The 20,228-nt window shown below is 61.1% G+C and carries 17 protein-coding genes; 9 read left to right on the top strand and 8 right to left on the bottom strand.

Features of this window, described 5'->3' with window-relative positions:
• Nucleotides 1-20: 20 nt before the first annotated feature.
• The 3 genes from NW858_RS13800 to NW858_RS13810 all read right to left on the bottom strand — a co-directional run bounded on the left by NW858_RS13800 (nucleotide 21) and on the right by NW858_RS13810 (nucleotide 4,841).
• Nucleotides 21-4,349 (bottom strand): NINE protein, encoded by a 4,329-nt coding sequence (locus NW858_RS13800; protein ID WP_414520711.1) that lies wholly within the window; start codon nucleotides 4,347-4,349, stop codon nucleotides 21-23.
• A gap of 74 nt (nucleotides 4,350-4,423) precedes the next feature.
• Nucleotides 4,424-4,669: a hypothetical protein gene (locus NW858_RS13805; protein ID WP_414510187.1), complete on the bottom strand. Its 246-nt coding sequence runs from the start codon at nucleotides 4,667-4,669 to the stop codon at nucleotides 4,424-4,426.
• Nucleotides 4,659-4,841, bottom strand: coding sequence for an ATP-binding cassette domain-containing protein (locus NW858_RS13810; RefSeq protein ID WP_414333887.1), 183 nt, complete (start codon nucleotides 4,839-4,841; stop codon nucleotides 4,659-4,661). The genes NW858_RS13805 and NW858_RS13810 overlap by 11 nt, the downstream gene beginning before the upstream one ends.
• 132 nt (nucleotides 4,842-4,973) lie before the next feature.
• Here NW858_RS13810 and NW858_RS13815 point away from each other — a divergent pair, with 132 nt between their 5' ends.
• The 3 genes from NW858_RS13815 (at nucleotide 4,974) to NW858_RS13825 (ending at nucleotide 10,207) form a co-directional block, all read left to right on the top strand.
• On the top strand, nucleotides 4,974-5,972 hold the full coding sequence (locus NW858_RS13815) for a ribose-phosphate pyrophosphokinase (protein WP_414333885.1): 999 nt from the start codon (nucleotides 4,974-4,976) through the stop codon (nucleotides 5,970-5,972).
• Between the two features lie 195 nt (nucleotides 5,973-6,167).
• Nucleotides 6,168-9,212: a PAS domain S-box protein gene (locus NW858_RS13820; RefSeq protein WP_414520712.1), complete on the top strand. Its 3,045-nt coding sequence runs from the start codon at nucleotides 6,168-6,170 to the stop codon at nucleotides 9,210-9,212.
• Complete coding sequence (locus tag NW858_RS13825; RefSeq protein WP_414336674.1) at nucleotides 9,209-10,207, top strand: response regulator; 999 nt, start codon at nucleotides 9,209-9,211, stop codon at nucleotides 10,205-10,207. Before NW858_RS13820 ends, NW858_RS13825 begins: the two co-directional genes overlap by 4 nt.
• A 1-nt stretch (nucleotide 10,208) precedes the next feature.
• On the opposite strand, the gene NW858_RS13830 is transcribed toward NW858_RS13825, so the two are convergent.
• Nucleotides 10,209-11,312: a septal ring lytic transglycosylase RlpA family protein gene (locus NW858_RS13830; protein ID WP_414333880.1), complete on the bottom strand. Its 1,104-nt coding sequence runs from the start codon at nucleotides 11,310-11,312 to the stop codon at nucleotides 10,209-10,211.
• Nucleotides 11,313-11,457: 145 nt separating this feature from the next.
• Here NW858_RS13830 and purM point away from each other — a divergent pair, with 145 nt between their 5' ends.
• From purM to NW858_RS13855, 5 genes are all read left to right on the top strand, one after another.
• Nucleotides 11,458-12,513 (top strand): phosphoribosylformylglycinamidine cyclo-ligase, encoded by a 1,056-nt coding sequence (gene purM / locus NW858_RS13835; protein WP_414336670.1) that lies wholly within the window; start codon nucleotides 11,458-11,460, stop codon nucleotides 12,511-12,513.
• A gap of 205 nt (nucleotides 12,514-12,718) precedes the next feature.
• Nucleotides 12,719-13,753, top strand: coding sequence for an ABC transporter ATP-binding protein (locus NW858_RS13840; protein ID WP_414347617.1), 1,035 nt, complete (start codon nucleotides 12,719-12,721; stop codon nucleotides 13,751-13,753).
• Nucleotides 13,750-14,535 carry an ABC transporter permease gene (locus tag NW858_RS13845; protein ID WP_414333876.1) on the top strand — a complete coding sequence of 262 codons (786 nt, stop codon included), beginning with the start codon at nucleotides 13,750-13,752 and terminating at the stop codon, nucleotides 14,533-14,535. Before NW858_RS13840 ends, NW858_RS13845 begins: the two co-directional genes overlap by 4 nt.
• 21 nt (nucleotides 14,536-14,556) lie before the next feature.
• Nucleotides 14,557-16,128 (top strand): GldG family protein, encoded by a 1,572-nt coding sequence (locus NW858_RS13850; RefSeq protein WP_414520713.1) that lies wholly within the window; start codon nucleotides 14,557-14,559, stop codon nucleotides 16,126-16,128.
• Nucleotides 16,129-16,146: 18 nt separating this feature from the next.
• The gene (locus NW858_RS13855) at nucleotides 16,147-17,532 is read left to right on the top strand and encodes a DUF4340 domain-containing protein (protein WP_414333872.1); all 1,386 of its coding nucleotides are present in this window, start codon (nucleotides 16,147-16,149) and stop codon (nucleotides 17,530-17,532) included.
• Nucleotides 17,533-17,558: 26 nt separating this feature from the next.
• Here the strand turns inward: NW858_RS13855 and NW858_RS13860 are convergent, their stop codons facing one another.
• The 4 genes from NW858_RS13860 to rpsF form a co-directional block, all read right to left on the bottom strand.
• Nucleotides 17,559-18,092 (bottom strand): universal stress protein, encoded by a 534-nt coding sequence (locus NW858_RS13860; RefSeq protein WP_414333870.1) that lies wholly within the window; start codon nucleotides 18,090-18,092, stop codon nucleotides 17,559-17,561.
• A gap of 183 nt (nucleotides 18,093-18,275) precedes the next feature.
• On the bottom strand, nucleotides 18,276-18,968 hold the full coding sequence (locus NW858_RS13865; RefSeq protein WP_414333868.1) for a M14 family zinc carboxypeptidase: 693 nt from the start codon (nucleotides 18,966-18,968) through the stop codon (nucleotides 18,276-18,278).
• Nucleotides 18,969-18,994: 26 nt separating this feature from the next.
• The gene (locus tag NW858_RS13870; RefSeq protein WP_414333866.1) at nucleotides 18,995-19,441 is read right to left on the bottom strand and encodes a single-stranded DNA-binding protein; all 447 of its coding nucleotides are present in this window, start codon (nucleotides 19,439-19,441) and stop codon (nucleotides 18,995-18,997) included.
• A 26-nt stretch (nucleotides 19,442-19,467) separates the two neighbouring features.
• The gene (rpsF, locus tag NW858_RS13875; protein ID WP_414333865.1) at nucleotides 19,468-19,758 is read right to left on the bottom strand and encodes a 30S ribosomal protein S6; all 291 of its coding nucleotides are present in this window, start codon (nucleotides 19,756-19,758) and stop codon (nucleotides 19,468-19,470) included.
• Nucleotides 19,759-19,968: 210 nt separating this feature from the next.
• Here rpsF and NW858_RS13880 point away from each other — a divergent pair, with 210 nt between their 5' ends.
• On the top strand, nucleotides 19,969-20,214 hold the full coding sequence (locus NW858_RS13880; RefSeq protein WP_041436540.1) for an acyl carrier protein: 246 nt from the start codon (nucleotides 19,969-19,971) through the stop codon (nucleotides 20,212-20,214).
• Nucleotides 20,215-20,228 lie beyond the last annotated feature (14 nt).

Consider the following 20,228-nt stretch of genomic DNA (forward strand, 5'->3'; position numbering starts at 1 on the left):
ACGCCGGCACCAGTTTATCTCTATTCCCAGCCCTGCAGTTGCTCTAGCCAGGCAGAGAGCCGGGATCCCACCTGTTCTCGGCGCTGCTCAAAATTGGCTGCTGCCCAAATCAAGAGCACCCCCAGCAAGATCCCCATCCCCCACAACAGGATTGGGTCAGTGGTTACCCACAGCCACCCCTGCCGCAAGACGCCCAGGCCAAAGCCCAGGGTGCCCGCCCACAGGTAGGCCCGCACCCGCAGCGCCAAACCCAGTACCCCCAAAGCCAAGCCCAGCCCCACCGGCCAAAACCCCGCCCCCAGTTGCCCGTGGGTTTCGATCAAAGTCACCAACACCAATAGACCCGACGAGAAGGCCCGCAGCCGGTGCCGACTCTCTCGAGCACCAGCCTGTTGCAGTCCGGGATCCACCTGGGCCACATAGAGCAGGGATCCCACCAGAGGCAGGGCATAGAGGGTCAGGGAAGCCCAATCCTGCTGCCAGCCGTAATTCCACAGGATCCAGTTGCTCAAAAACAAGCTGATGTAGCCCAGGCGCACCTGGGAGCGCCAGATGGCCAAGAAAGCGTAGTAGGCTGCCCCCAGCAACAAATTGCTGTTGTTGTCGCCGCCCGCCGTCACCACCAGGGCCAGCAACGGCGCCACCAAGGCCGTATTTGACCAGGGATCCGCCGGCCAGCCCCACCGTTGCCAGGGCAGAAAGTAATAGAGGAGTCCCAGCCCACAGAGCAGGGATCCGGCCCATTGCTCCACCCTCAAGCTGGGGAAGCCCAGCCACATACTACCCAGGCAGATGCCGACTCCCTGCCAAGCGCTGAGGTGGCACCAGGCCGTTGGCAGCCAGCCCGGCTCTGTCGGGGATCCCGGCGTCGATCTTCTCCCCTGGGCGGCGGCATAGGCCGCCAGGCCGGATCCCGTCAGCACCCAGAGGAGCCGCCCCCACCGGCTGAGGCGAAGATCGAAAAGCGCAGGCCAAAGGACGAGGTTGGCCAGGGCCCAGTTGGCCGAGGCCATCCAGCGCAGCCAAGCTCTTTTAAGCTGCAGGGTCGCCACCAGCCAAGGGGGGCAAAGGCGGTAGACCACTGCCAGGAGCCATCCCAGCAACGCGGTCAGCACCAGTCCATCTCCCCAGGATCCCCCTGTCTGCTGGCTCAGGAAGTGAATCCAGCTCTCGTAGGCAGCCAGTGACATCCCGCAGGCCCCCAGGATCCCCTTCCAGTTGACAGGAGGGTCTTCTTCCGTTCGCGTAAGTGGGACGGAGTCCCCACCTTGCTCTTGTGCCCCTGGGATCCCCTGCCCCAGGCCCAACAACACGATGGCCAGGCCTAAGCTGCCCACGCCCGTCAGCTCGCTCCACTGGGCATGGGATCCCAGCCAACCCAGCCCGGCATAGATCAGCGGCCCTGTCTTCCAGCAACTCAGGGTCTGGACTCGCTGCAGGAGCTCTCCCCCGCCGGGGAACAGGAGTTTCTCCGGCCCTATCCAGAAGAGGATCCCCAAGCCCAGGTTGAGGACGGCCCACAGAGGCAGGACGGGACGGGACCCCTGCACAACCCAGAGCAGGATGCCGGTCGCCCCCAGCTCCAAAGCCCAGATCAGCCCGTAGGCGATCCCTTCCACCACCGCCCAGGAAACCGAGCCGGTGGCAGAGTCCGTCCCGTCGGCGCCAACGACCGCCGAGCCACCCCTTGAGAGAGCCACCCCCAGCCGCAGGCCGAGCGCCACCAGGGCCACCCCAGCCGCCAAGGGCAGAGCGCCGGGGAACATGGGCTGCTTGCCGACGGAAATGGGGAGCCGAGAAGGATCCGCCAGGGCCGCCGTTGTCGCCACTGTGAGGGCAAAGAGGAGCACCAACCCCAACAGCAGGCCCCAGCCATCCAGGGCCGGTCGGTAAGCGGCTTGTAGGCGAGAAGAGAGGCGCAAAATTCCGTAGCGACAGCCGCTCAAGAGCAACCCCAGCACCGCCAAGGCCAGCAGCCACTCCGCTTCCGTGAGCGTCGGCAATAGCCGGCTGATTCCCACCAGGCCGATCCCTACACCAAAGGCCACCGCCAGCAGTGCTTCTGGAGCGGGAGAACTGGGAGAGGGAGAAGCCCACAGCCACACCTGAGTTGCCAGCAGCAGCACTCCCAGCCCTAGCCCGAGCAGATCCAGGCCCGGCCTGCCGAGGGTGAGCCCCTGGGCCATCACCAGGGAAAGCACCGCCAGAAGGCGCAGGGATCCCCGCGCCGGAATCCCTTGTCGCCAAGAAAAAGATCCCCCTTGCTCCGGGATCTGCAACCAGCGAGGCATAAACGCCAGGGGCGGCCAGGCCCACACCTGCGCCGCCGTCAAAACCGAGGGCACCGCCAGCCACAGCCAGCCAATGGACTCCGTGCCCTGCGCCAAAAACACAAAGTAGCTGGATCCCAGCAGCACCAGCCCCATCCCTTCGGCGCTCTGCTGCCACAGCCGCACCGGCAGTCCCCCAAAATGTCCTGAGGCTGCCAACAACCGCCCGCCCAGCGCCACCCGCCCCGTCCATTCCAGCAAGCCCAGCAGCAGCAAGATGCCCCCCCAACTGGACAGGCTCCAATCAGGCCAAAGCCAGCGGATCCCGGCCAGAAGCGCCCCCAGCCCATAGGCATGGGTCAGAAATACCCACCCAGCGCCAACCCTGGACTTCTGCCGCAGCCACCAGGCCAGGATGCCAGTACTCAACAGCAAATGCCAAAAGCAAATCGCCGGCTGGGGAAAGCTCAAAAGCAAGAGGGATCCGCCCAGCCCCAACACCAAGCGCTCCGTCGGTTCTGCCAGCGCCGCAAAACCCGCCTCCTCGCCTTCCCGAGGTCTCTGCTGCCAGCGGGCCGCCAGCCCCAGCCACAGCACCTCATAGGGCAACAGCACCAGCCCCAGCAGCCCCCAAACAGAGTCGAGGGGCTGCAACCCACCCGTTAACAGCGCCAGCACGCTCTCCCGCCAGCTTGCCGGCCACACCTGCCAAAAGGCCCAGGCAGTTTCCAGACCCAGCAAAAACAGCAGCGCCAACTCCACCCTCTGCTGACGTTGGCTCAGTCGCCTCGCTAAGAAGCGGATTCCCAGCAGGCTGATGGCCAACACCTGCCAGGCGTTCTCCCCCCAGTCGCTGGCCGCCAGCAGCCAGCCCAAAATCAACAGCACCCCGCTCCACCAGGGCCGCCCCACCTGAGCCGGCTCGTAGTCCTCAGCCGGGCTTTGGGGCAGCCAACCCAAGAGGGCCACCGCCAACCCCAACTGCGACACCTGCACCTGCCCTGAGAGCAGCCCCCGCAAGATCAACAAGGAGCCAGCCGCCCCGATGAGCCACAGCCGGGCCAGCGAGCGGCGGCTCCAGGTGTAAATCACGGTGCTGAGGATCCCCAAGTAGAGGATCCCAAGGACAAGGGTGGGACGAGACTCCGGCGGCCCTAGGCTCCAGAAGAGGTGTAAACCAGAAAGAGATAAGAAGTTCACCAACGTTCCGTAGAAAGCAGAACCCGCCCCCAGCAAGTCGGCCCGTCGCCAGGCTCCCCACGGGATCCCTATGAGTAACCCCAAAGCAACAGCTCGGATCCCCCACGGGATCCCCAGCCCGTCCAGCGCCCACATGTTGATCGGCAGCAGCAGCAAAGCAACAGCCTCTAAAGTTTGGCTTGTCAGACGCAGCCCGTCCTGCCGCTGCGCCCACCTCGCTCCCACCCCAAACGCCGCCGTATAAGCCAAGAGCACCCCGTACTGAGCTGCCGGGGAAAACTCTTGCCAGCGGCTGGCCGCCAGCACCCCCGAAGAGACCACCACCAAAAACAGGCCCAGGAGCAGCAGCCAAGCTACGCTCAGCTCAGACAGCAAGTTGCGCAACAACACAGCTATCCCCGGGGGAGAGGAGAGCTCCCTGGTTTCGGCTGGCGGCTCTTCCCCCGCCACGACAACCCCAGAGCCGGCCAAGCCAGCATTTCTTTCCCGCACCATCTGCGGGATCCAGATCAAATCGAGGAGCTGGCCGATCCCCAGCAGCCCAAAAGTCAGCAGCCAGAGCAGCCCTGTGCGCCAGCGACCCAGATAGAAGCGGTGCAGACCGCAAAGGCCGAACAAACCTAAAATCCAGAGCACGTAGGCCGAGCCCAGACTGGCTGGGATCCCCCCGCCGACAGAAGTGGCTCCTGGCGCCGATTCCGCCTCCAGCCGATACTGCTCCACCAGATGGCGAAAGTGCTCCGGCGTCAGCAAACCCAGCTCCAGCAAGGCTTGCAACCCCCGCAAAACCTGCTGCCGGGATCCCGAAACGGTGAAGTTGAACGAGTAAGAGCGGGACTGCTCGGCTCCCTCAGGTGGAATGTTATCCTGGGATCCCATGGCCGGATTCGTTGAGCAAAAAGGCTTGGGGCCACTGCTACTCTAAGCCTTGCTCTGTTGGATTGCTATGCTCTTCACAAATGCTCCGGCAAAGCGTGGGTGCTGGGCAGGACGGGGAGAGTCATCAACTGCCCCAGCCGCGAAACGGTGAGCTCCGCCGCCGGCATGGGTTCCGAGACCTGTCCGCTGCTGAACACCAGGACTCGGTTGCTGTACGGCAAGATCTCGTCCAAATCCGCCGAGGCAAAAACAATAGCGGTTCCCGCTTGGGCGCGTTCCAGCAGTTGACTCCAGACCCACAGCGCCGACTCAATGTCCAACCCGCAGATCGCAGCGCAGAAAGCCGCTCAGGATCTTGACCAAGGTGCTTTTGCCGGCCCCATTTTCCCCCAGCAGACCGTGGATCGTGCCCGCCTCCACCCGCAAGGACACATCGCGGTTCGCCTGTACCGCCCCAAAGCGCTTGTGGATGTGCAGCAGCTCCACCTTCATCCCGTCTATGCTAACCTGCCCCCCCAGACCCAAAATCCCGAAGAATACAGTTGCTGAGGTTGCAAGCGTCGGTGCTACGATAGCGGCAGCTCGCCGTCAGGCGTTGGCTACGGACGAGTTCAGCATCGATCTGTGGTTCGCCCTGCCCCTCTGCTTCGCCCTTCTCCCCTGCCGCCCATCTCAGATAGTAACCGCCTCAAAATCTTCTCAGGCAGCGCCAATCCGGATTTGGCCCAGGAGGTGGCGCGCTACCTGGGCATGGATCTGGGGCCTATGTTGCGCAAGCGCTTTGCCGATGGCGAGCTGTACATCCAAATCCAGGAGTCGATCCGGGGTGCCGATGTCTACTTGGTGCAGCCCACCTGCCGCCCGGTCAACGATCACCTGATGGAGCTGCTGGTGATCATCGACGCCTGCCGCCGCGCCTCGGCCCGCCAGATCACTGCCGTCTTGCCCTACTACGGCTACGCCCGCGCCGACCGCAAAACCGCCGGACGGGAAGCCATCACCGCCAAGCTGGTGGCCAATATGATCACCCAGGCAGGGGCACACCGGGTGCTGGCCATGGATCTGCACTCGGCCCAGATCCAGGGCTACTTCGACATTCCCCTCGACCACGTCTACGCCCAGCCGGTACTGCAGGCTTACCTCAAAGAAAAAGGCCTACTCGACGAAGATATTGTGGTCGTCTCTCCCGATGTGGGAGGGGTAGCGCGGGCGCGTGCCTTTGCCAAAAAACTCAAGGAAGCTCCGCTGGCAATCATCGACAAGCGCCGCCAGGCCCACAACGACGTGGAAGTCATGAACCTCATTGGCGATGTGCGCGGTAAAATCGCCATCCTCGTAGACGACATGATCGACACGGCAGGCACCATCTCGGAAGGGGCGAAGCTGCTGCGCAAGTCGGGGGCCAAGGCGGTCTATGCCTGCGCCATCCACCCTGTCTTTTCCGATCCGGCCATCGAACGCCTGCAGGGCGGTCTGTTTGAAGAGGTGATCGTCACCAACACCATCCCCATTCCTCCAGAGCGGCATTTTCCAGGCTTGACCGTCCTCTCGGTGGCGAACGTGCTGGGAGAGGCGATCTGGCGCATCCACGAAGACAGCTCCGTCAGCAGCATGTTTCACTAAAGTTTCTCCAGAGCATCGCTAAAGTATAGATAGTGGGTGCAGAACGGGCGTACCTGCCGGGGATCCTTTGCTTTTTGCCCTGTGAAGACCAACTCAGCAGGTGCCCCCCATCTATCGCGATGGACTGGGTAGAGCTAGCTTCCCAGCCGAGTTTTTCCCATGTCGCCTCCCATTTCTAGGTCACCGAGATCCGTTGTGAACGGTTTTGTTCCCGGGCAGGCCGCCGCCAGGGAAGAGCCGTCCCTTCAAACTGAACTGAATACAGAATTGAATACGGAGTCCGCTGCAGCGCTGTACCCGCTGTTGCAATTGCTGGGGCAACTGCTGAACGTCCCCTTGGTCTATCTAGAACTGGTCCAGCCGGGATCCGATCCCGACTCGCCTGCAAAAGGGATCCTCTACCGCGACCCCCAGCGGATCCCCGGCAACGAGCCGCCCAACCCCATCGGCGGATCTTGGCCTTTTCAGGAAGCCTTTCCCCTGCTGGATGAGGGCGGGAGGCCGCTGGCGACACTTCACCTGCGGGGGGAGCGCCCCCGCCCACTGAGCCTCCCCGAACGGGGACAGATCGACCTCATCGCCCTCAGCCTGCGACACATCCTGCTCCAGGCCCAGGAGCAGCGACAAGCCCTCGCGCAACTTCGGGCGCAACTGCAGCACAGCCGCAGCACCGCTGCCCGCTACCAACAGATCTTCGAGAACGCCGTCGAAGGCATTTTTCAAACCACCCCTGAGGGAAAATATCTGGCTGCCAACCCAGCTCTGGCCCATATTTTCGGCTACGAATCCCCGGAAGATTTGATGCGCAATGTCTCCGATATCGGCACCCAAATCTATAGCGACCCAGAGCAGCGATCTGAGTTCCTGCAGCACATGCTGAGAGAAGGTCAAGTCGTGGATGCAGAGCGCCAGGTCTGCCGCAAAGACGGCAAAGTCATCTGGATTTCTTTAAATGCCCGCACCCTGTACGACGAGCAGGGGGATCCCCTCTATTTTGAAGGATTTGTTACTGATATCACAGCATCCCGCCAGCTTAAAGAACGACAACAACAGTTAGAAGAAGCCCGCAGAGAAAGCGAACATCGTTTTCTACAACTGGCGGAGAATACGCAACAACTGTTCTGGATTTCAACGCTCTGCGGCAAAGAGCTGATTTACGTCAGCCCCGCCTGTGAAACCATTTGGGGCCTTTCCCCTGCAGAGGCCTACGCCAATCCCCAGGCCTGGATGCGCCACATTCACCCTGACGATCGCTGGCTGTTCCCCACCATTTTTCAAGCCCAACTTCAGGGCCAACCCACCGATGTGGTTTTTCGCCTCTGCCGCCCCGATGGCTGCATCCTCTGGCTGCGGGAACGTACCTTTCCTATTGCCGACAAAGAGGGCAAAATCTATCGAGTGGCAGGGATCGTCGAAGACATCACCGAGTCCAAGCAACTGGAAGCCGAACGTCGTCGTATAGAGCAAGCCTGGCAACAGAGCGCCAACCATTTCCGGCAGATTTTTGAGCTGGCCCCCAATGGAATTGCCCTAGTGGATTTGCAGGGGCGATTTATCCAGGTCAACGAGGCTTTTGCCCAGATTGTCGGCCATACTCCCGAAGAATTGAAACATCGGCAACAACTGGACATTCTCCACCCGGAAGATGTCAATCAACTGCTGGGGGCCAATGAGGCTTTGTTGGTGGGGAAAGTCTCTGTCAGCCAGCGCCAGATTCGCTACATCAATCGTTCCGGTCAGGTCGTCCATGTCCTGTTTCAGGCTACGCTTCTCAGCGATGAGGAAGGGCAGCCCACCCAGTTTCTCAACCAGGTGATCGACATCAGCGCCCGCGTCGAGGCAGAAATCGCCCTCAAAGAAAGTGAAGAACGCTTCCGCCAATCTTTTGAGTGGTCCCCGATTGCCAAGGCCATGACCCAGGTGGACGGCACTTATTTGCAGATCAACGCCGCCTTTACCGAAACCCTGGGCTACACCCTAGAGGATCTCAAGGGAAAAACCGTCCTCGACATCACCCATCCCGACGACATCGCCGTCACCTTGGAAAACAGTAACCGCCTGCTGGCCGGCGAGGTGCACCACTGCGAACAGGAACAGCGCTACATCCACAAGAACGGGCAAATCGTCTACGCCCTTCTCCGCATCACCCTGGTGCGCACCGCCCAAGGGGATCCCAGCTACTTTCTCAGCCAAATTTTGGACATTACCGAGCGCAAACAAGCGGAGGCGGCCCTGCGCCAAAGCGAGCTGAGCCTGCGGGGCATCTTCGAGCAGTCGGCCCTGGGCATTTCCATCGTCGATAGACAGGGCCGTTACCTCAAGGTAAACCCCGCTCTGGAAGAGATCTTGGGCTACAGCGCCGCCGAACTGACCCACATGAGTTTTTGCGACCTCACCCATCCGGAAGATATCGGCAAAGATTGGCAACTTTTCCAGGAGGTTTTGAACGGCCAACAAGATCACTACCACCTAGAAAAACGCTACATCCACCGCAGCGGCAAGGTGGTTTGGTGCCGCCTGGCGGTCTCGGCAGTGCGGGATCCCGAAGGCAAAAACCTCTTCGTTATTGGCATTTGCGAAGATATTACTGAAGAAAGACAGGCGAAGCTGCAGATCCAGGCTGCCCTTCAGGAAAAAGAGATTCTGCTGCGGGAGATTCACCACCGCGTCAAAAACAACCTACAAATCATCTCCAGCCTGCTGCGGCTCCAGGCGGATCAAATCAAAAGCCGCAAGTACGCCCGCGTTTTTAAGGATGCCGGCAGCCGCATTCAAGCGATGTCTTTGATCCACGAGGGCCTGTACCAATCCAACAATCTGGCCGCTGTGGATCTCAAGCAATACTTACACAATTTGATCTCCAACCTCTTTCACTCCTACGGAGTGAACCCCGAGAGCATTCGCGCCAGCATCCGCGCCGAAGGGATCCGCCTCAACCTCGACGATGCAGTTTTGTGTGGCCTGATCATCAACGAGCTGGTCACCAACAGCCTCAAGTATGCCTTCCCCAAAAGTCGCAGCGGGGAGATAGAGGTTTGTTTTAGCCAAACCCGCAAATATACTCAGTTGCGCGTCTCTGACAATGGCATCGGCTTGCCCCGCGATTTCGACTTCAAGGAAACTCAATCTCTGGGTTTACAACTGGTTGCAACCCTCACCGATCAGCTCCAGGGCAAGATAGAATTGAGAAACAAATCGGGCACTACCTTCATCATCACCTTTCCGAGGAGCCAGCCTTGAAGAAAGTTCCCATGCTTGCCAAAGGCAGCATTCTGGTTGTCGAAGACGAGAAGATCATCGCCAAGGATATCGCCAACGTCCTGAAAAAATTTGGCTATGCGGTGCCGGCCATCGCCTCCTCCGGCGAAGAAGCGATCCGGCGGCTGGAAGAGATGTCGGTGGACTTAGTCTTGATGGATATCGTCCTGAAGGGGGATATCGACGGCATCGAAGCCGCCAAGCGGATCACCGAGCGCTTCAACATTCCGGTGGTGCATCTGACGGCCTACGCCGATGACGATACGCTCTCCCGCGTCAAAGAGACCCGGCCTTTCGGTTACATCATCAAGCCTTTCAAAGAGCGGGAACTTTACACCACCATTGAAATTGCCCTGCACAACCACCGGCAGAGCCTGGAGAGCCGCAAGCTGGAAGAGAAAAGAATCGAGGAACTGCGGCAAAAACTGCAGCAGTTGCAGCAGTTCACGGATGTGAAGGGCACTCTGTTCAAGAAGTTCTTGCAAGATCTGAGTGAGCCCCTCTCGAACCTCAGCTTTGCCCTGGGTCTGCTCAAGGATGCCGAGTCGGAGCAAAAGCGGGAACACTATCTGCGAGTGCTGGAGGATGAGTTGCGCCGTGAGCTGGAGCTAATCCATCAGACCTCTAACCTAGAAAATCTTCTGAACCTGGAAAACGTCGGCCTATTGAGCCAGTTCAGCCTGCTGCGGCCCAGTCCCAGTCGTCCGTTGGAACGGGAGGCACTGGCAACTGCAGCCACAGCCTCATTGCCCGTGCCCCCTCAAGAGCCGGCTGCCCAGGAGGCGGTTACGGTGCCGCGGGCGACGCTGCGCCCCCTCAACCAAACTCAGTTGGCGGAGCGGCTGGGGGTAGTGGTCTCCGCCATCACCTACTGGAAATTCAAAACCGGTTTTCCGGAGTGGAGCCGCAGCCGGGATCCCGACGGCATTTCTTGGCGCTATTCCCCCGATTCCAAGCGCTTTTCGCCTGTACCCTAGCCTAGGGCTGCACCACTTCCACCCGCACCGGCGCCAGCCCAGAGCGCACCATCCCCAGGGCCTCTGCCGCCCGCAGGGAAAGGTCGATAATCCGACCGGGGATGAAGGGGCCGCGATCGTTGATGCGCACGACGGCCTGGCGCCCGTTACTCAGGTTGGTGACCCGCACCTCGGTACCGAAGGGCAGAGTGGGGTGGGCAGCCGTCATCTCATGGCGGGTGGGGTGCAGGTCATACCAAGAGGCGATCCCTTCCTGCACAGGCCCAACGGTACGGACAGGGGCAGGTTTTGGTTGAGCGGCTGTTTCTGGCTTAGGGCCTACAACGGTGGCCTTGGCGGTGAGAGCAGCCGGTTGAGGTAGGGCCGGAGCCGAAATGGGGGGCGCATCCAGCAGCAGACGGCGCAGACGATTGGCAGCCAAAACCGCCGTATCCACCGGGCGTTGGTGATTTGGCAGCAGCACTCCCCCGTCGATGCGCAGCAATTCCTCGCCGTTGACCTGAACTGCGTAGAGGGGATCCCCGGATTGGGGCTCTGCCCAAGCCAGGGCGATGGTCGTGTCCTTCAGGGATCCCTGGGCCATTTGGTTGAGCCGGGCCACCAGGGTGCTGGCCCGCAGCAGCGGTGGTTCCAGCCCAGGCTGCTCGACAAAGCTGACAATAGGCAAATCCTTCACATAGACAGTGACCACCTGCCGACCGTCCATCTGGTAGTCGTAGAGGGTGGAGACAGGCTGGCTGGACGACTGCTGTTGTTCGCCGATCTTGAGGGTAGGTTCTTCTGTCGGCCGCGAAGGGATCGCCTGTCGAGATAGGAGGAGAGACTCCGAGTCCTGCGAGTGCAAGGTGCCGAGTTTGGCCGGCAGGGGGGCGTTGGGTTGGGAAGGGGAGATAAGGTCAGTTGCCGGGGAGAGCGAGTGGGCTTTGGGGGATGGCTGGGTTGCTCTGGCACTGGGAGATCCGCTGCGAGTTGAGGCTTGTGCCTGCGAGTTCGGGCTGCCCAACATGCCTGCCGGCAAGCTGAGAGCCGTAACACAGAGACAGCCGACTAAGCCCACTTGGCGGGCGGGAGCCAGTCCCTGTCCTAGCCGCTTCCAATTTCGCATGAGGCCGCGCTCCTCTCGAAACTCCTGTACAACATCCACTGCGACAGTAAAACAGAAGTTAATGTACCATAGGTTTCTAAGTTGACAAGCTTGCCCGGTCGAGGGCAAAAGCCTAAGTCCCGTCAGCACAAGGATTTTCGGCATCTTGGACTACCGCTCAGCAGGGGTTGACATCGATCTGGGCCGCGCCTTTGTCAAGGGGGTTCGGGAGCGCGTTGAACGAACTAAAGTCCCGTTTTCAGGTTCTTCAGGAACCTTGGGGGGCATTGGCGGCTTTGCCGGCCTGTTCGAGCTGCCGGCGGGCTACCGGGCACCGGTTTTGGTTGCCGGTACCGATGGGGTGGGCACCAAGCTGGAGATTGCCCAGCAGTGGGGGCAGCACCGCGGAGTGGGCATCGACCTGGTGGCCATGTGTGTCAACGATGTGCTGACGGTGGGAGCCAAGCCGCTGTTTTTCCTGGACTACGTGGCTACCGGCAAGCTGGAGCCGGAAGCTCTCTGGCAGGTGATCGACGGCATTCTGGAGGGCTGCCAAGAGGCCGGCTGCCAACTGCTGGGGGGAGAGACGGCGGAGATGCCGGGGTTTTATCCGCCCGGCAAGTACGACCTGGCGGGATTTTGTGTCGGGATTGTCGAGAGGGCGGACATTCTCGACGGCTCGCGGGTGCAGGCTGGGGATCGGCTGTGGGCCTTGCCCAGCAGCGGCCTGCACAGCAACGGCTTCAGCCTGGTGCGACGCATTGTGGCCGAGCGGGGCTGGCGCTGGGATCACCAGCCCTCTGGTTGGGATCGGCCTTTGGCAGAGGTGTTTCTCACCCCCACCCGCATCTACGTGCAGGCGGTGCAGCGGCTGCAAGCAGCAGGGATCCCCATCCACGGCATGGCCCACATCACCGGCGGCGGCATCCCGGAAAACTTGCCCCGCTGTTTGGCTCCTGACCAGGCGGCGCGACTAGAGCCCCACAGTTGGCCCATCCCACAGGAATTTCTCTGGCTGCAGGAGCAGGGCCAGGTGGAGACTTTGGAGATGTTCAACACCTTTAACCTGGGGGTGGGCTATGTGCTGGTGGTGCCCCCTGAGGCGGAAGATTTGCTGAGATCGCTGCTGCCGGAAGCCTTCCCTATTGGCGAGGTGGTGGCGCCCTGTCCTGGGGAGAGCCGAGTCTTGGGGTTGGAAGCGTGGGGATCCCTGGCCCCCTGAGCACCCCACCAAAAGGGGGGAGGGGATCCCGGTGCCGTTTGCTTATCCCCGCCGCCGCTGTGCTAAGTTTGCTGATGGCCTCAGCGCTGCCGCCTCTGTCGCTCCCCACCTCTGTTTGTTTCAAGACAGGGGCTGCTCGCTTTACACACCTACAGACTTAGGCTGTTGGCCAACTCACGCTGACCCTCTAGGTTAGGAGCCGCCGATGATAGGTTTATCCACTGCTCCTGCAACCACGGCTGCCATCGAAGTGGAGCATCTGAGCAAAACCTACGGCAGCTTTACGGCCATTCGCGATATCTCTTTCCAGGTCAACGCCGGCGAGATCATGGGATTTTTGGGCCCCAACGGCGCCGGCAAGACCACCTCCATGCGCATTTTGGCAGGGTATCTGCCCGCCAGCGAGGGGACGGCGCGGGTGGCCGGGTTTGATGTCCACGAAAACTCGATGGCGGTGCGGCAGCGCATCGGCTATTTGCCGGAAAACCCGCCCCTCTACCCCGATATGACCGTGGAAGCCTACCTGCACTTTGTCGCCCAGATCAAGCGGGTCAGCCCCGGCGACCGGCCTAGGCGGGTGGACGAGGTGATCCGCCGCTGCAGCCTGGAAGACAAGCGCCACACCTTGATCCGCAAGCTCTCCAAGGGGTACAAGCAGCGGGTGGGCCTGGCCCAGGCTCTGGTGCACGACCCGCCGGTGATCATCCTGGACGAGCCCACGATTGGGCTGGATCCCAAGCAGATCATCGAGGTGCGCAACCTGATCAAGAGCCTGGCGGGAGAGCACACCATCATCCTCTCCACCCACATCTTGCCGGAGGTGAGCATGACCTGCGACCGGGTGGTGATCATCAACCGCGGCCAGGTGGCGGCCATCGGCACGCCCGCCGAGCTGACAGCCCAGCTTCAGGATCGGCAGCAGGCGAAGCTGGTGGTGGGCGCTCCTGAGGAAGCAGCCATCCGAGCGGCCCTGCAGCATTTGCCCCAGGTCGAAGTGGTGAGTTTGCAGCCCCTGGGATCCGATCCCCCTCGCTGGCAGGTGCAGCTTAAAAGCAACGCTGCTGCTGTTCGCGACGGCGGGACAGAGTCCTTAGGCTGGATCCCGGAGGTGGCCAGGGCCCTGGTGCAGGCGGGGATCGCCCTCTACGAGATCGGCCGTCCCCAGGCTTCTTTGGAAGAGATTTTCCTGCAGCTCACCACCCAAGAGGGATCTGAGGGCGCATTGGAGGAAGCAGCATGAACGGAGCAGTGGCCATTTTTCGTAAAGAACTGCGCGGCTACTTCACCTCCCCCATTGCCTATGTGGTGGCGGCGGTGTTCTGGGGGCTGGCGGGGTTTTTCTTCTTTAATATCTTGGTGCGGGTGATCAGCTTTTCCCAGCAGGTGGATCTCTTTGCCCAGTTTGGCCAAGAGAACCCCTTTGATGCCGCCACCATCCTGTCGCAGCAGTTTCTCAACCTCTTGGGCACGCTTTCCTTATTTTTATTGCCCATCTTTACCATGAGCTCCTACGCCGAGGAGCGGCGGCGGGGCACCATGGAGCTGCTGGCCACCTCCCCTATTACCAACTTGGAGGTGGCCCTGGGCAAGTGGCTGGCGGTCTGGGTGTTTTTTATGACGCTGCTGTTGCCGCCGCTGGTCTACCACGTGCTGGTGCTGAGCAGCGCCAACCCAGCAGTGGACTACCGCCTGACCTTGGTGGGCTATGTGGGACTTGCTCTGCTGGCGGGCAGTGTCATGGCCTTGGGGTTGTTCATCTCTTCCCTGACGGACAGCACCCTCATTGCCGCGGTGGCCACCTTTGGGCTAATCCTGCTGCTCTGGGTGATCGACGCGGCGGCTGGCCAAGAGAACAACTGGATTGCCGCTACCCTGAGGCATATTTCTTTGCTGCAGCAATATAGCAACTGGGTGCAAGGGATCCTCAGCAGCAGTAGCGTCGTCCTTTTCCTCAGCATCATCCTGCTGGGGCTGTTTGCCACGGTGCAATCGGTAGAAAGCCTGCGCTGGCAGCAGAGCTAAGGTTGTCTTGGGAGGTGTGCGGTGATAAAAGATTGGCGGGCGTTGGCAGATTGGGCGGGGATCCTCGGCCTTGGTGTGATTGCCATTGGCCTGCTGGTGGGATCCGCTCTCACCGGCTGGACGGCGGTGCCCCTCAGCCTCATGGCCACGGGCTTGGCTCTGGTGGTGGTGTGGGGTCTCACCCACCGGCAGGAGGTGAGCCTGTTCTTGGGGCTGCGCTCCACCCAGACCAACGCCAACATCCTGGTGGCGGTGGCGGCGATGGCCGTCATCCTGGTGCTGGTGAATGTGGTGGCGGTGCGCTACGACCTGCGCCTGGATCTCACCGAGGAGGGCCTGTTTACCCTGTCGCCTCAAACCCGGCAACTGGTGCAGGGATTGGCGCAACCCGTCAAAGTCTGGGTGGTTACCACGGCGCCGGATCCCAACCTGCGGGAACAACTGGAGCGCTACCGCCGCCTCAACCCCGAGCGCTTCCAGTTTGCGTTTGTCGATCCCAATCGGGATCCCCTCACCATTCAGCGGCTGCAGGTGACGCAAAACAACACCCTGGTGGTGGAGGCCGGAGAAAGCCGGCAGCAACTGCCGCAGCCCCCTGCCCCTGAGCTGGAGAGCAAACTGACCCCCGTCTTGTCTAAAGTGGTCAACCGCGGGGAGTTGCTGGCCTATTTCGTGCAAGGGCATGGGGAAGTGGGCCTAGAAGCGCGGGAAGGCACCCCAACGCTGGCTCAGGCGGTGGCAGCCCTCGGCCAGGAGGGCTATCGGGTGGAGCCTTTGAACCTGGTGCAGGCCGAGATCCCGGACAAGGCAGAGGTTTTGGTGTTGGCGGGACCGCAGCGGGCTCTCTTCCCCGGCGAGGTGGAGAAGCTGCAGGACTACCTGGCCAAGGGAGGACGGCTGCTGCTGCTCATTGGGCCGCGGGTGGATGCCGGCTTGGATCCCTTGCTGGAGGAGTGGGGCGTGGTTTTGGGAGATGACATCCTTATCGAGGTGAGTAGCGTCAGCCAACTCCTGGGCACGGGGCCGGCAGTTGCCCTAGTTACCACCTATGGGGATCACCCCATCACCGCCCCCTTGGCCGAGCAGCGGCTGATGACCCTCTTTCCTCTGGCTCGTTCTGTAGAAACCCAAGCCCGCGAAGGGATCCAGGCCACACCCCTGCTGCGCACCGGCCCGCAGAGCTGGGGGGAGACCAGCCCCAACCTGGAAGCTGGCCCCGTGCAATTTGACCCAAATCAAGACAAGCCCGGCCCCCTGACCTTGGGCGTAGCCCTGACCCGGCAGGTGAAAGGCGATCAGAACAACTCAGAAGCCCAGGAGTCGCCGACCGAGGCCCGCCTGGTGGTGATCGGCAACGTCAACTTTGCCCTCGACGGCAACCTGAGGCAGCAGGGCAACCGCGATCTTTTCCTCAACACGGTTAACTGGCTCACCGAGCGAACTGAACAAATCTCCATTCGCCCCAAATCCATTACCGATCGCCGTCTCACCCTGACCGGTCAAAACTTCCGCTGGCTGGTGCTGGGATCGACGGTGCTCCTGCCGGTTGTGGCGTTGGGATCGGGAGCTGTGCTCTGGTGGCAAAGACGGTAGAGCCGAAGGAGGACAAGCATGTTCAAGCGCAGCACCTGGATTCTTTTGGGTTTGGCGGTGGCTGCTCTGCTGGGGTATTTCCTCTTCGATAACTTCCAGCAACTGCGGCAGCAGCAGCAGGCGGAGCGGGCGCGGCTCTTTCACTTTGCCCCCGACACCATTGCCCGCATTGAGCTCCGCCAAGAGGGGGAACCGGAGGAGATCCTTTTGGAGCGCGCCCCTCAAGAGGGATCCCGTTGGCGCATTATCCGTCCCATCCAGTCGGCGGCGCTGGACTTCCCGGTGGAGCAACTCCTCAACACCTTCTCCCGCCTCACGCCTCAAATCACGCTGGAAGGGGCCACCGACCTGGCCGCTTTTGGTCTTGATCAGCCGCGCCACCAGATCGCCCTCTTCCCCCAAGAAGGGGATCCCTACCGCCTGGACATCGGCAACGACAACTTCGACAGTTCCGGCTTCTACGCCCGGCCAGCAGGGGGAGAGGTGGTGCTCTTGGCCAGCGCCCAGAAGGGATCCCTGCTGCCTTCCCTTTTGGCTTTGCGGGACAAAACTCTGCTGCGCTTCGAGACGGCGGCAGTGAAGTCTCTGCAGGTGCAGTTGGCTGAGGCCGATCCAGAGGTTGTTCGTTTGCAGCGGCAAGAAGATACTTGGCAGATCGTCGAGCCCAGGGCGCTGCCTGCTGATGACCTCAACGTCGACCGTCTGCTCAATACGTTGTCTCGCCTGCAGGCGGTGGAGTTCCCGGCTGAAACCAAGGCGGAGCTGGCTCCTTATGGTCTGGAGAAGCCTTCTGCTCAGCTAACCGTTGAGCTCAAGGACGGCAAAACCCTGAGGGTGGCCTTGGGATCGGAAAAAGATGGTCAAGTCTATGTCATCACCTCGGAGCACCCGGCGGTGGCCGCCCTGCTCACCAGCACCGCCGACATTCTCCGCTCCGACTTCGAGGAGCTGCGGGATCACCGCCTTGCCCGCCTCAACCCCAACCAGGTGGGCCAAGTCATCCTGGAGTCTCAAGGGGAGCAGCTCACCCTCAACCCTCTGCCGCAGGAGAAGGGATCCCTGGAGCTGCGCTGGGACAATCCAGAGCGACCGGGCCAGCCGGTCAACCTCAGCTCTCTCTTCTCCAGCCTCAACGCCGCCCGCGCCAAGGAGTTCGTGCCGGAGACGGATCCCGACGCCCAAAAAGCCCTGGCCGAGCCGGATCTGAAGCTGACCTTTGAGCCCAAAACCGAGGACGGTCGGGATCCCTTGACGTTGAGCTTGACGTCTGCCGGTCTGCGCGCCTACGTACGAAGCAGCTATCAGCCGGACATTGCCGTCATCGACCTCAGCACCTTCAACAGCGTGGAAACCGAAGTGAATCGCTTGCTGGAGAGTGGGGCAGAATCCTCTGCGGGCTCCTAGGAAGGCGGTGGCCGGCGGGCCTTATCTCAGCCGGCAGAGGCGGTGGTTGTCTCTTCTTTGGCTGGCGCTGCTTTTTTGAGAGACTCGCCCTGGATCGTCAACACCGAGCAGGGGGCGCGGTGGAGCACGTAGTTGCTGACGCTGCCCAAAAACAGCTCGCTCAGGCCAGAATGGCCGCGGCGGCCTACCACAATCAAGTCCGCTGGCCAAGAGCGGGCCAGATCGCAGATGACCCGACCGGGGTTGCCGTAGTTGAGGCTGTACTCGGCGCGAACTCCCTGCTCAGCGGCTTTCTCCACCAGCGAGCGCAGATAGTCGATCTGGTTTTGCTCGAAGATGGCGCACTGCTCTCGATAAGACTGCCACAGCTCGGCGCTGATGGTGGAGCTGTAATCTACACCTAGGATCATCGGCGGCTCCGGCGCACCGGGCTCTTCCTGAGACAAAACATGGAGGAGCATCATCTCGGCCTGCATGGCCTTGGCCAGTTGGACGGCCTTTTGAAACACTCCCTGGCTCAGCTCCGACCGATCCACCGCCACCAAAATCCTACTGAACATACCGACTTCCTCCAAATGGCCAACAGATGGGCAAAAGACAAGGCTTGACTTCGGTTTCGACTCCAAGTTCCTCTTTTCTTTACCTCCATCTATCTGTGTTGTAGAAGATCTGGGCGAGAAAACCGCGGGCATCTCGGATGACTTGTCGGATTGGCAATGAAAGTTTAGAGATCTTGACACAGGTCAGAACGCATCGTCCTGAACCGCCCACTCCAGCACCGCCTGCAGCGCCTCGGCTTGCTCCTGCCAGACTTGGTCGAGGGGAGTGCCCCGCAGGAGTTCCAGCGTCAGGGTGGGGATCCGCCGTTCCTGCCCTGCCCAGGTGCCCAAAGAGCCGGGGGTGGGATAGCCAATGTCGTCGGTTACCGGCAGGCCATTGTGAGCAGCCATCACCTGGGCCAGCTCAAGGGCAGGGCCGTTGTAGTTCACGCAGGGATTGCTTTGGCAGGAGTGGGCAGAGAGGATAAACTGAGGCCGAATCTGGGCCAAACTCGCCAACAACGCCTGTGTCTCGGGCTCGGAGCCTGGGGCTGGCCCCGGCGGATAGCGAGCTTCTAAAGAGGCCGGGATCCAATCTTGCGTGGGCAGATTGCGGTTGAGATCCACGCCGTTGGCGTTGAGCCGTTGCCCCAGGGCACAGCCATCCGGGTTCAGGCGTGGGATCGCCCAAAGCGCTGCCCTGCCCTCCAAGGATCTCCATTTCCCAGAGGCCACATAGCGCTCGATCAGGGCATAGCCTTCTACCTCATCCCCGTGTACTCCCCCGACCAGCAGCAAGGAGCGGATCCCCTGGGTGAGCCGGCAAAGGTAAATGGGGCGCCCCTGCAGCGAGTAGCCGATAACTTGCGGGGATCCGGCGCCAAGTTCCGCAAACATGGGGGATCCCAGCAAAGCTGGCACTGCTAGAACGGGATATCGTCCGGCTCCGGTGGGGAAGCCCCCTCTCCTTCCGAGGAGTCCACCGTTGCAAACTCACCCATCCCCGTCAGAGAGAGAACCTGGGCGGATCCCAGTTGGTGGACGCGACGCGCGGTGATCTCGGCCAGCTTTTCCTTACGCCCATCCCGCTCCACCACATTCATATGCAGTTGGCCCTCCACCGTGACCTGATCCCCCACGTGGCAAGTGTCCACCACCCTTTTGGCCAGTTCCCCAAAAGAAGAAACGCGCACCCGATAGGGTGGCTCATCCGGGCGCAGGCTGGGAAAGCCGATCACCAAGGACGTAACAGCCAAGTTATCGGGAGTGTAGCGTAGCTCCGGCTCGGACAGAACCTCGCCCATCAATACAATCGAGTTCATGACAGGGCCATTCAGGGGTCGAAGGGCAGATCCCAGCATTTCCATCATGCCCGCAGATGGGGATCCCGTCAAACCTAGCCGACGCGGAGGGTCATGTAGCGCAGCACGCTCTCGTTGATGCGCAGATTTTTCTCCCAGGCGGCCACCGCGCTCGGTTCAGCCGCATAGTTGAATTGGATGTACAGGCCCTCCTTGAACTTTTTCATCTCAAAGCCGGCAAAGCGGCGCTTGCCCCTATTGGTAATCTCCACCTGGGTCACCCCGTTCTCTCGCAGGAGCGCCTCCTGGCTGCTGAGCAGTTGTTCGAGGGGTTCATCCGACACATCGGGACGCACAATCAGCATCGTTTCGTAAGCGCGGGGCATGGAAGCGAGGTCTCCTTGACAATCCAGTTGTAGAGATGCAGTAAACTATCCTAACCTCTCCTTCTCACCGCCGAAAAGGCCGTGGCCCAACCCCCACATCCCCTGGTTGCAGCAGCAAGGGGATCCGTTGTTCGATACAATGAGGGTTGCTTCATTGGCCGCCGGTTGGCCTGGCCAAGACACGCTGAATCGAGAGTTGGGATTCCAAGCATGAGCGCAGACGAAGTTTACAGCCGTGTTCGCAAGATCGTGTCCGATCAACTGGGCGTAGAGGACGACAAAGTGACTCCGGAAGCCAATTTCCAGAACGACCTGGGAGCCGACAGCCTCGACACGGTGGAGCTGGTCATGGCTTTTGAAGAGGAGTTCGACCTAGAGATCCCCGATGAAGATGCGGAAGGGATTGCTACGGTGCAAGATGCTGTTAACTACATTCTCTCGAAGAAAGCTGCCTAACCTGCCCCCATACC

It is taken from the genome of Synechococcus sp. H55.10 (genome assembly GCF_047502715.1).
In the GTDB taxonomy this organism is placed as follows: domain Bacteria; phylum Cyanobacteriota; class Cyanobacteriia; order Thermostichales; family Thermostichaceae; genus Thermostichus.

Coding starts and splice junctions, on each gene's coding strand:
- NW858_RS13800 (WP_414520711.1), bottom strand. CDS start 4,349: ATGGGATCCCAGGATAACATTCCACCTGAGGGAGCCGAGCAGTCCCGC.
- NW858_RS13810 (WP_414333887.1), bottom strand. CDS start 4,841: ATGAAGGTGGAGCTGCTGCACATCCACAAGCGCTTTGGGGCGGTACAG.
- NW858_RS13830 (WP_414333880.1), bottom strand. CDS start 11,312: ATGCGAAATTGGAAGCGGCTAGGACAGGGACTGGCTCCCGCCCGCCAA.
- NW858_RS13840 (WP_414347617.1), top strand. CDS start 12,719: ATGATAGGTTTATCCACTGCTCCTGCAACCACGGCTGCCATCGAAGTG.
- NW858_RS13845 (WP_414333876.1), top strand. CDS start 13,750: ATGAACGGAGCAGTGGCCATTTTTCGTAAAGAACTGCGCGGCTACTTC.
- NW858_RS13855 (WP_414333872.1), top strand. CDS start 16,147: ATGTTCAAGCGCAGCACCTGGATTCTTTTGGGTTTGGCGGTGGCTGCT.
- NW858_RS13860 (WP_414333870.1), bottom strand. CDS start 18,092: ATGTTCAGTAGGATTTTGGTGGCGGTGGATCGGTCGGAGCTGAGCCAG.
- NW858_RS13865 (WP_414333868.1), bottom strand. CDS start 18,968: ATGTTTGCGGAACTTGGCGCCGGATCCCCGCAAGTTATCGGCTACTCG.
- NW858_RS13870 (WP_414333866.1), bottom strand. CDS start 19,441: ATGATGGAAATGCTGGGATCTGCCCTTCGACCCCTGAATGGCCCTGTC.
- rpsF (WP_414333865.1), bottom strand. CDS start 19,758: ATGCCCCGCGCTTACGAAACGATGCTGATTGTGCGTCCCGATGTGTCG.
- NW858_RS13880 (WP_041436540.1), top strand. CDS start 19,969: ATGAGCGCAGACGAAGTTTACAGCCGTGTTCGCAAGATCGTGTCCGAT.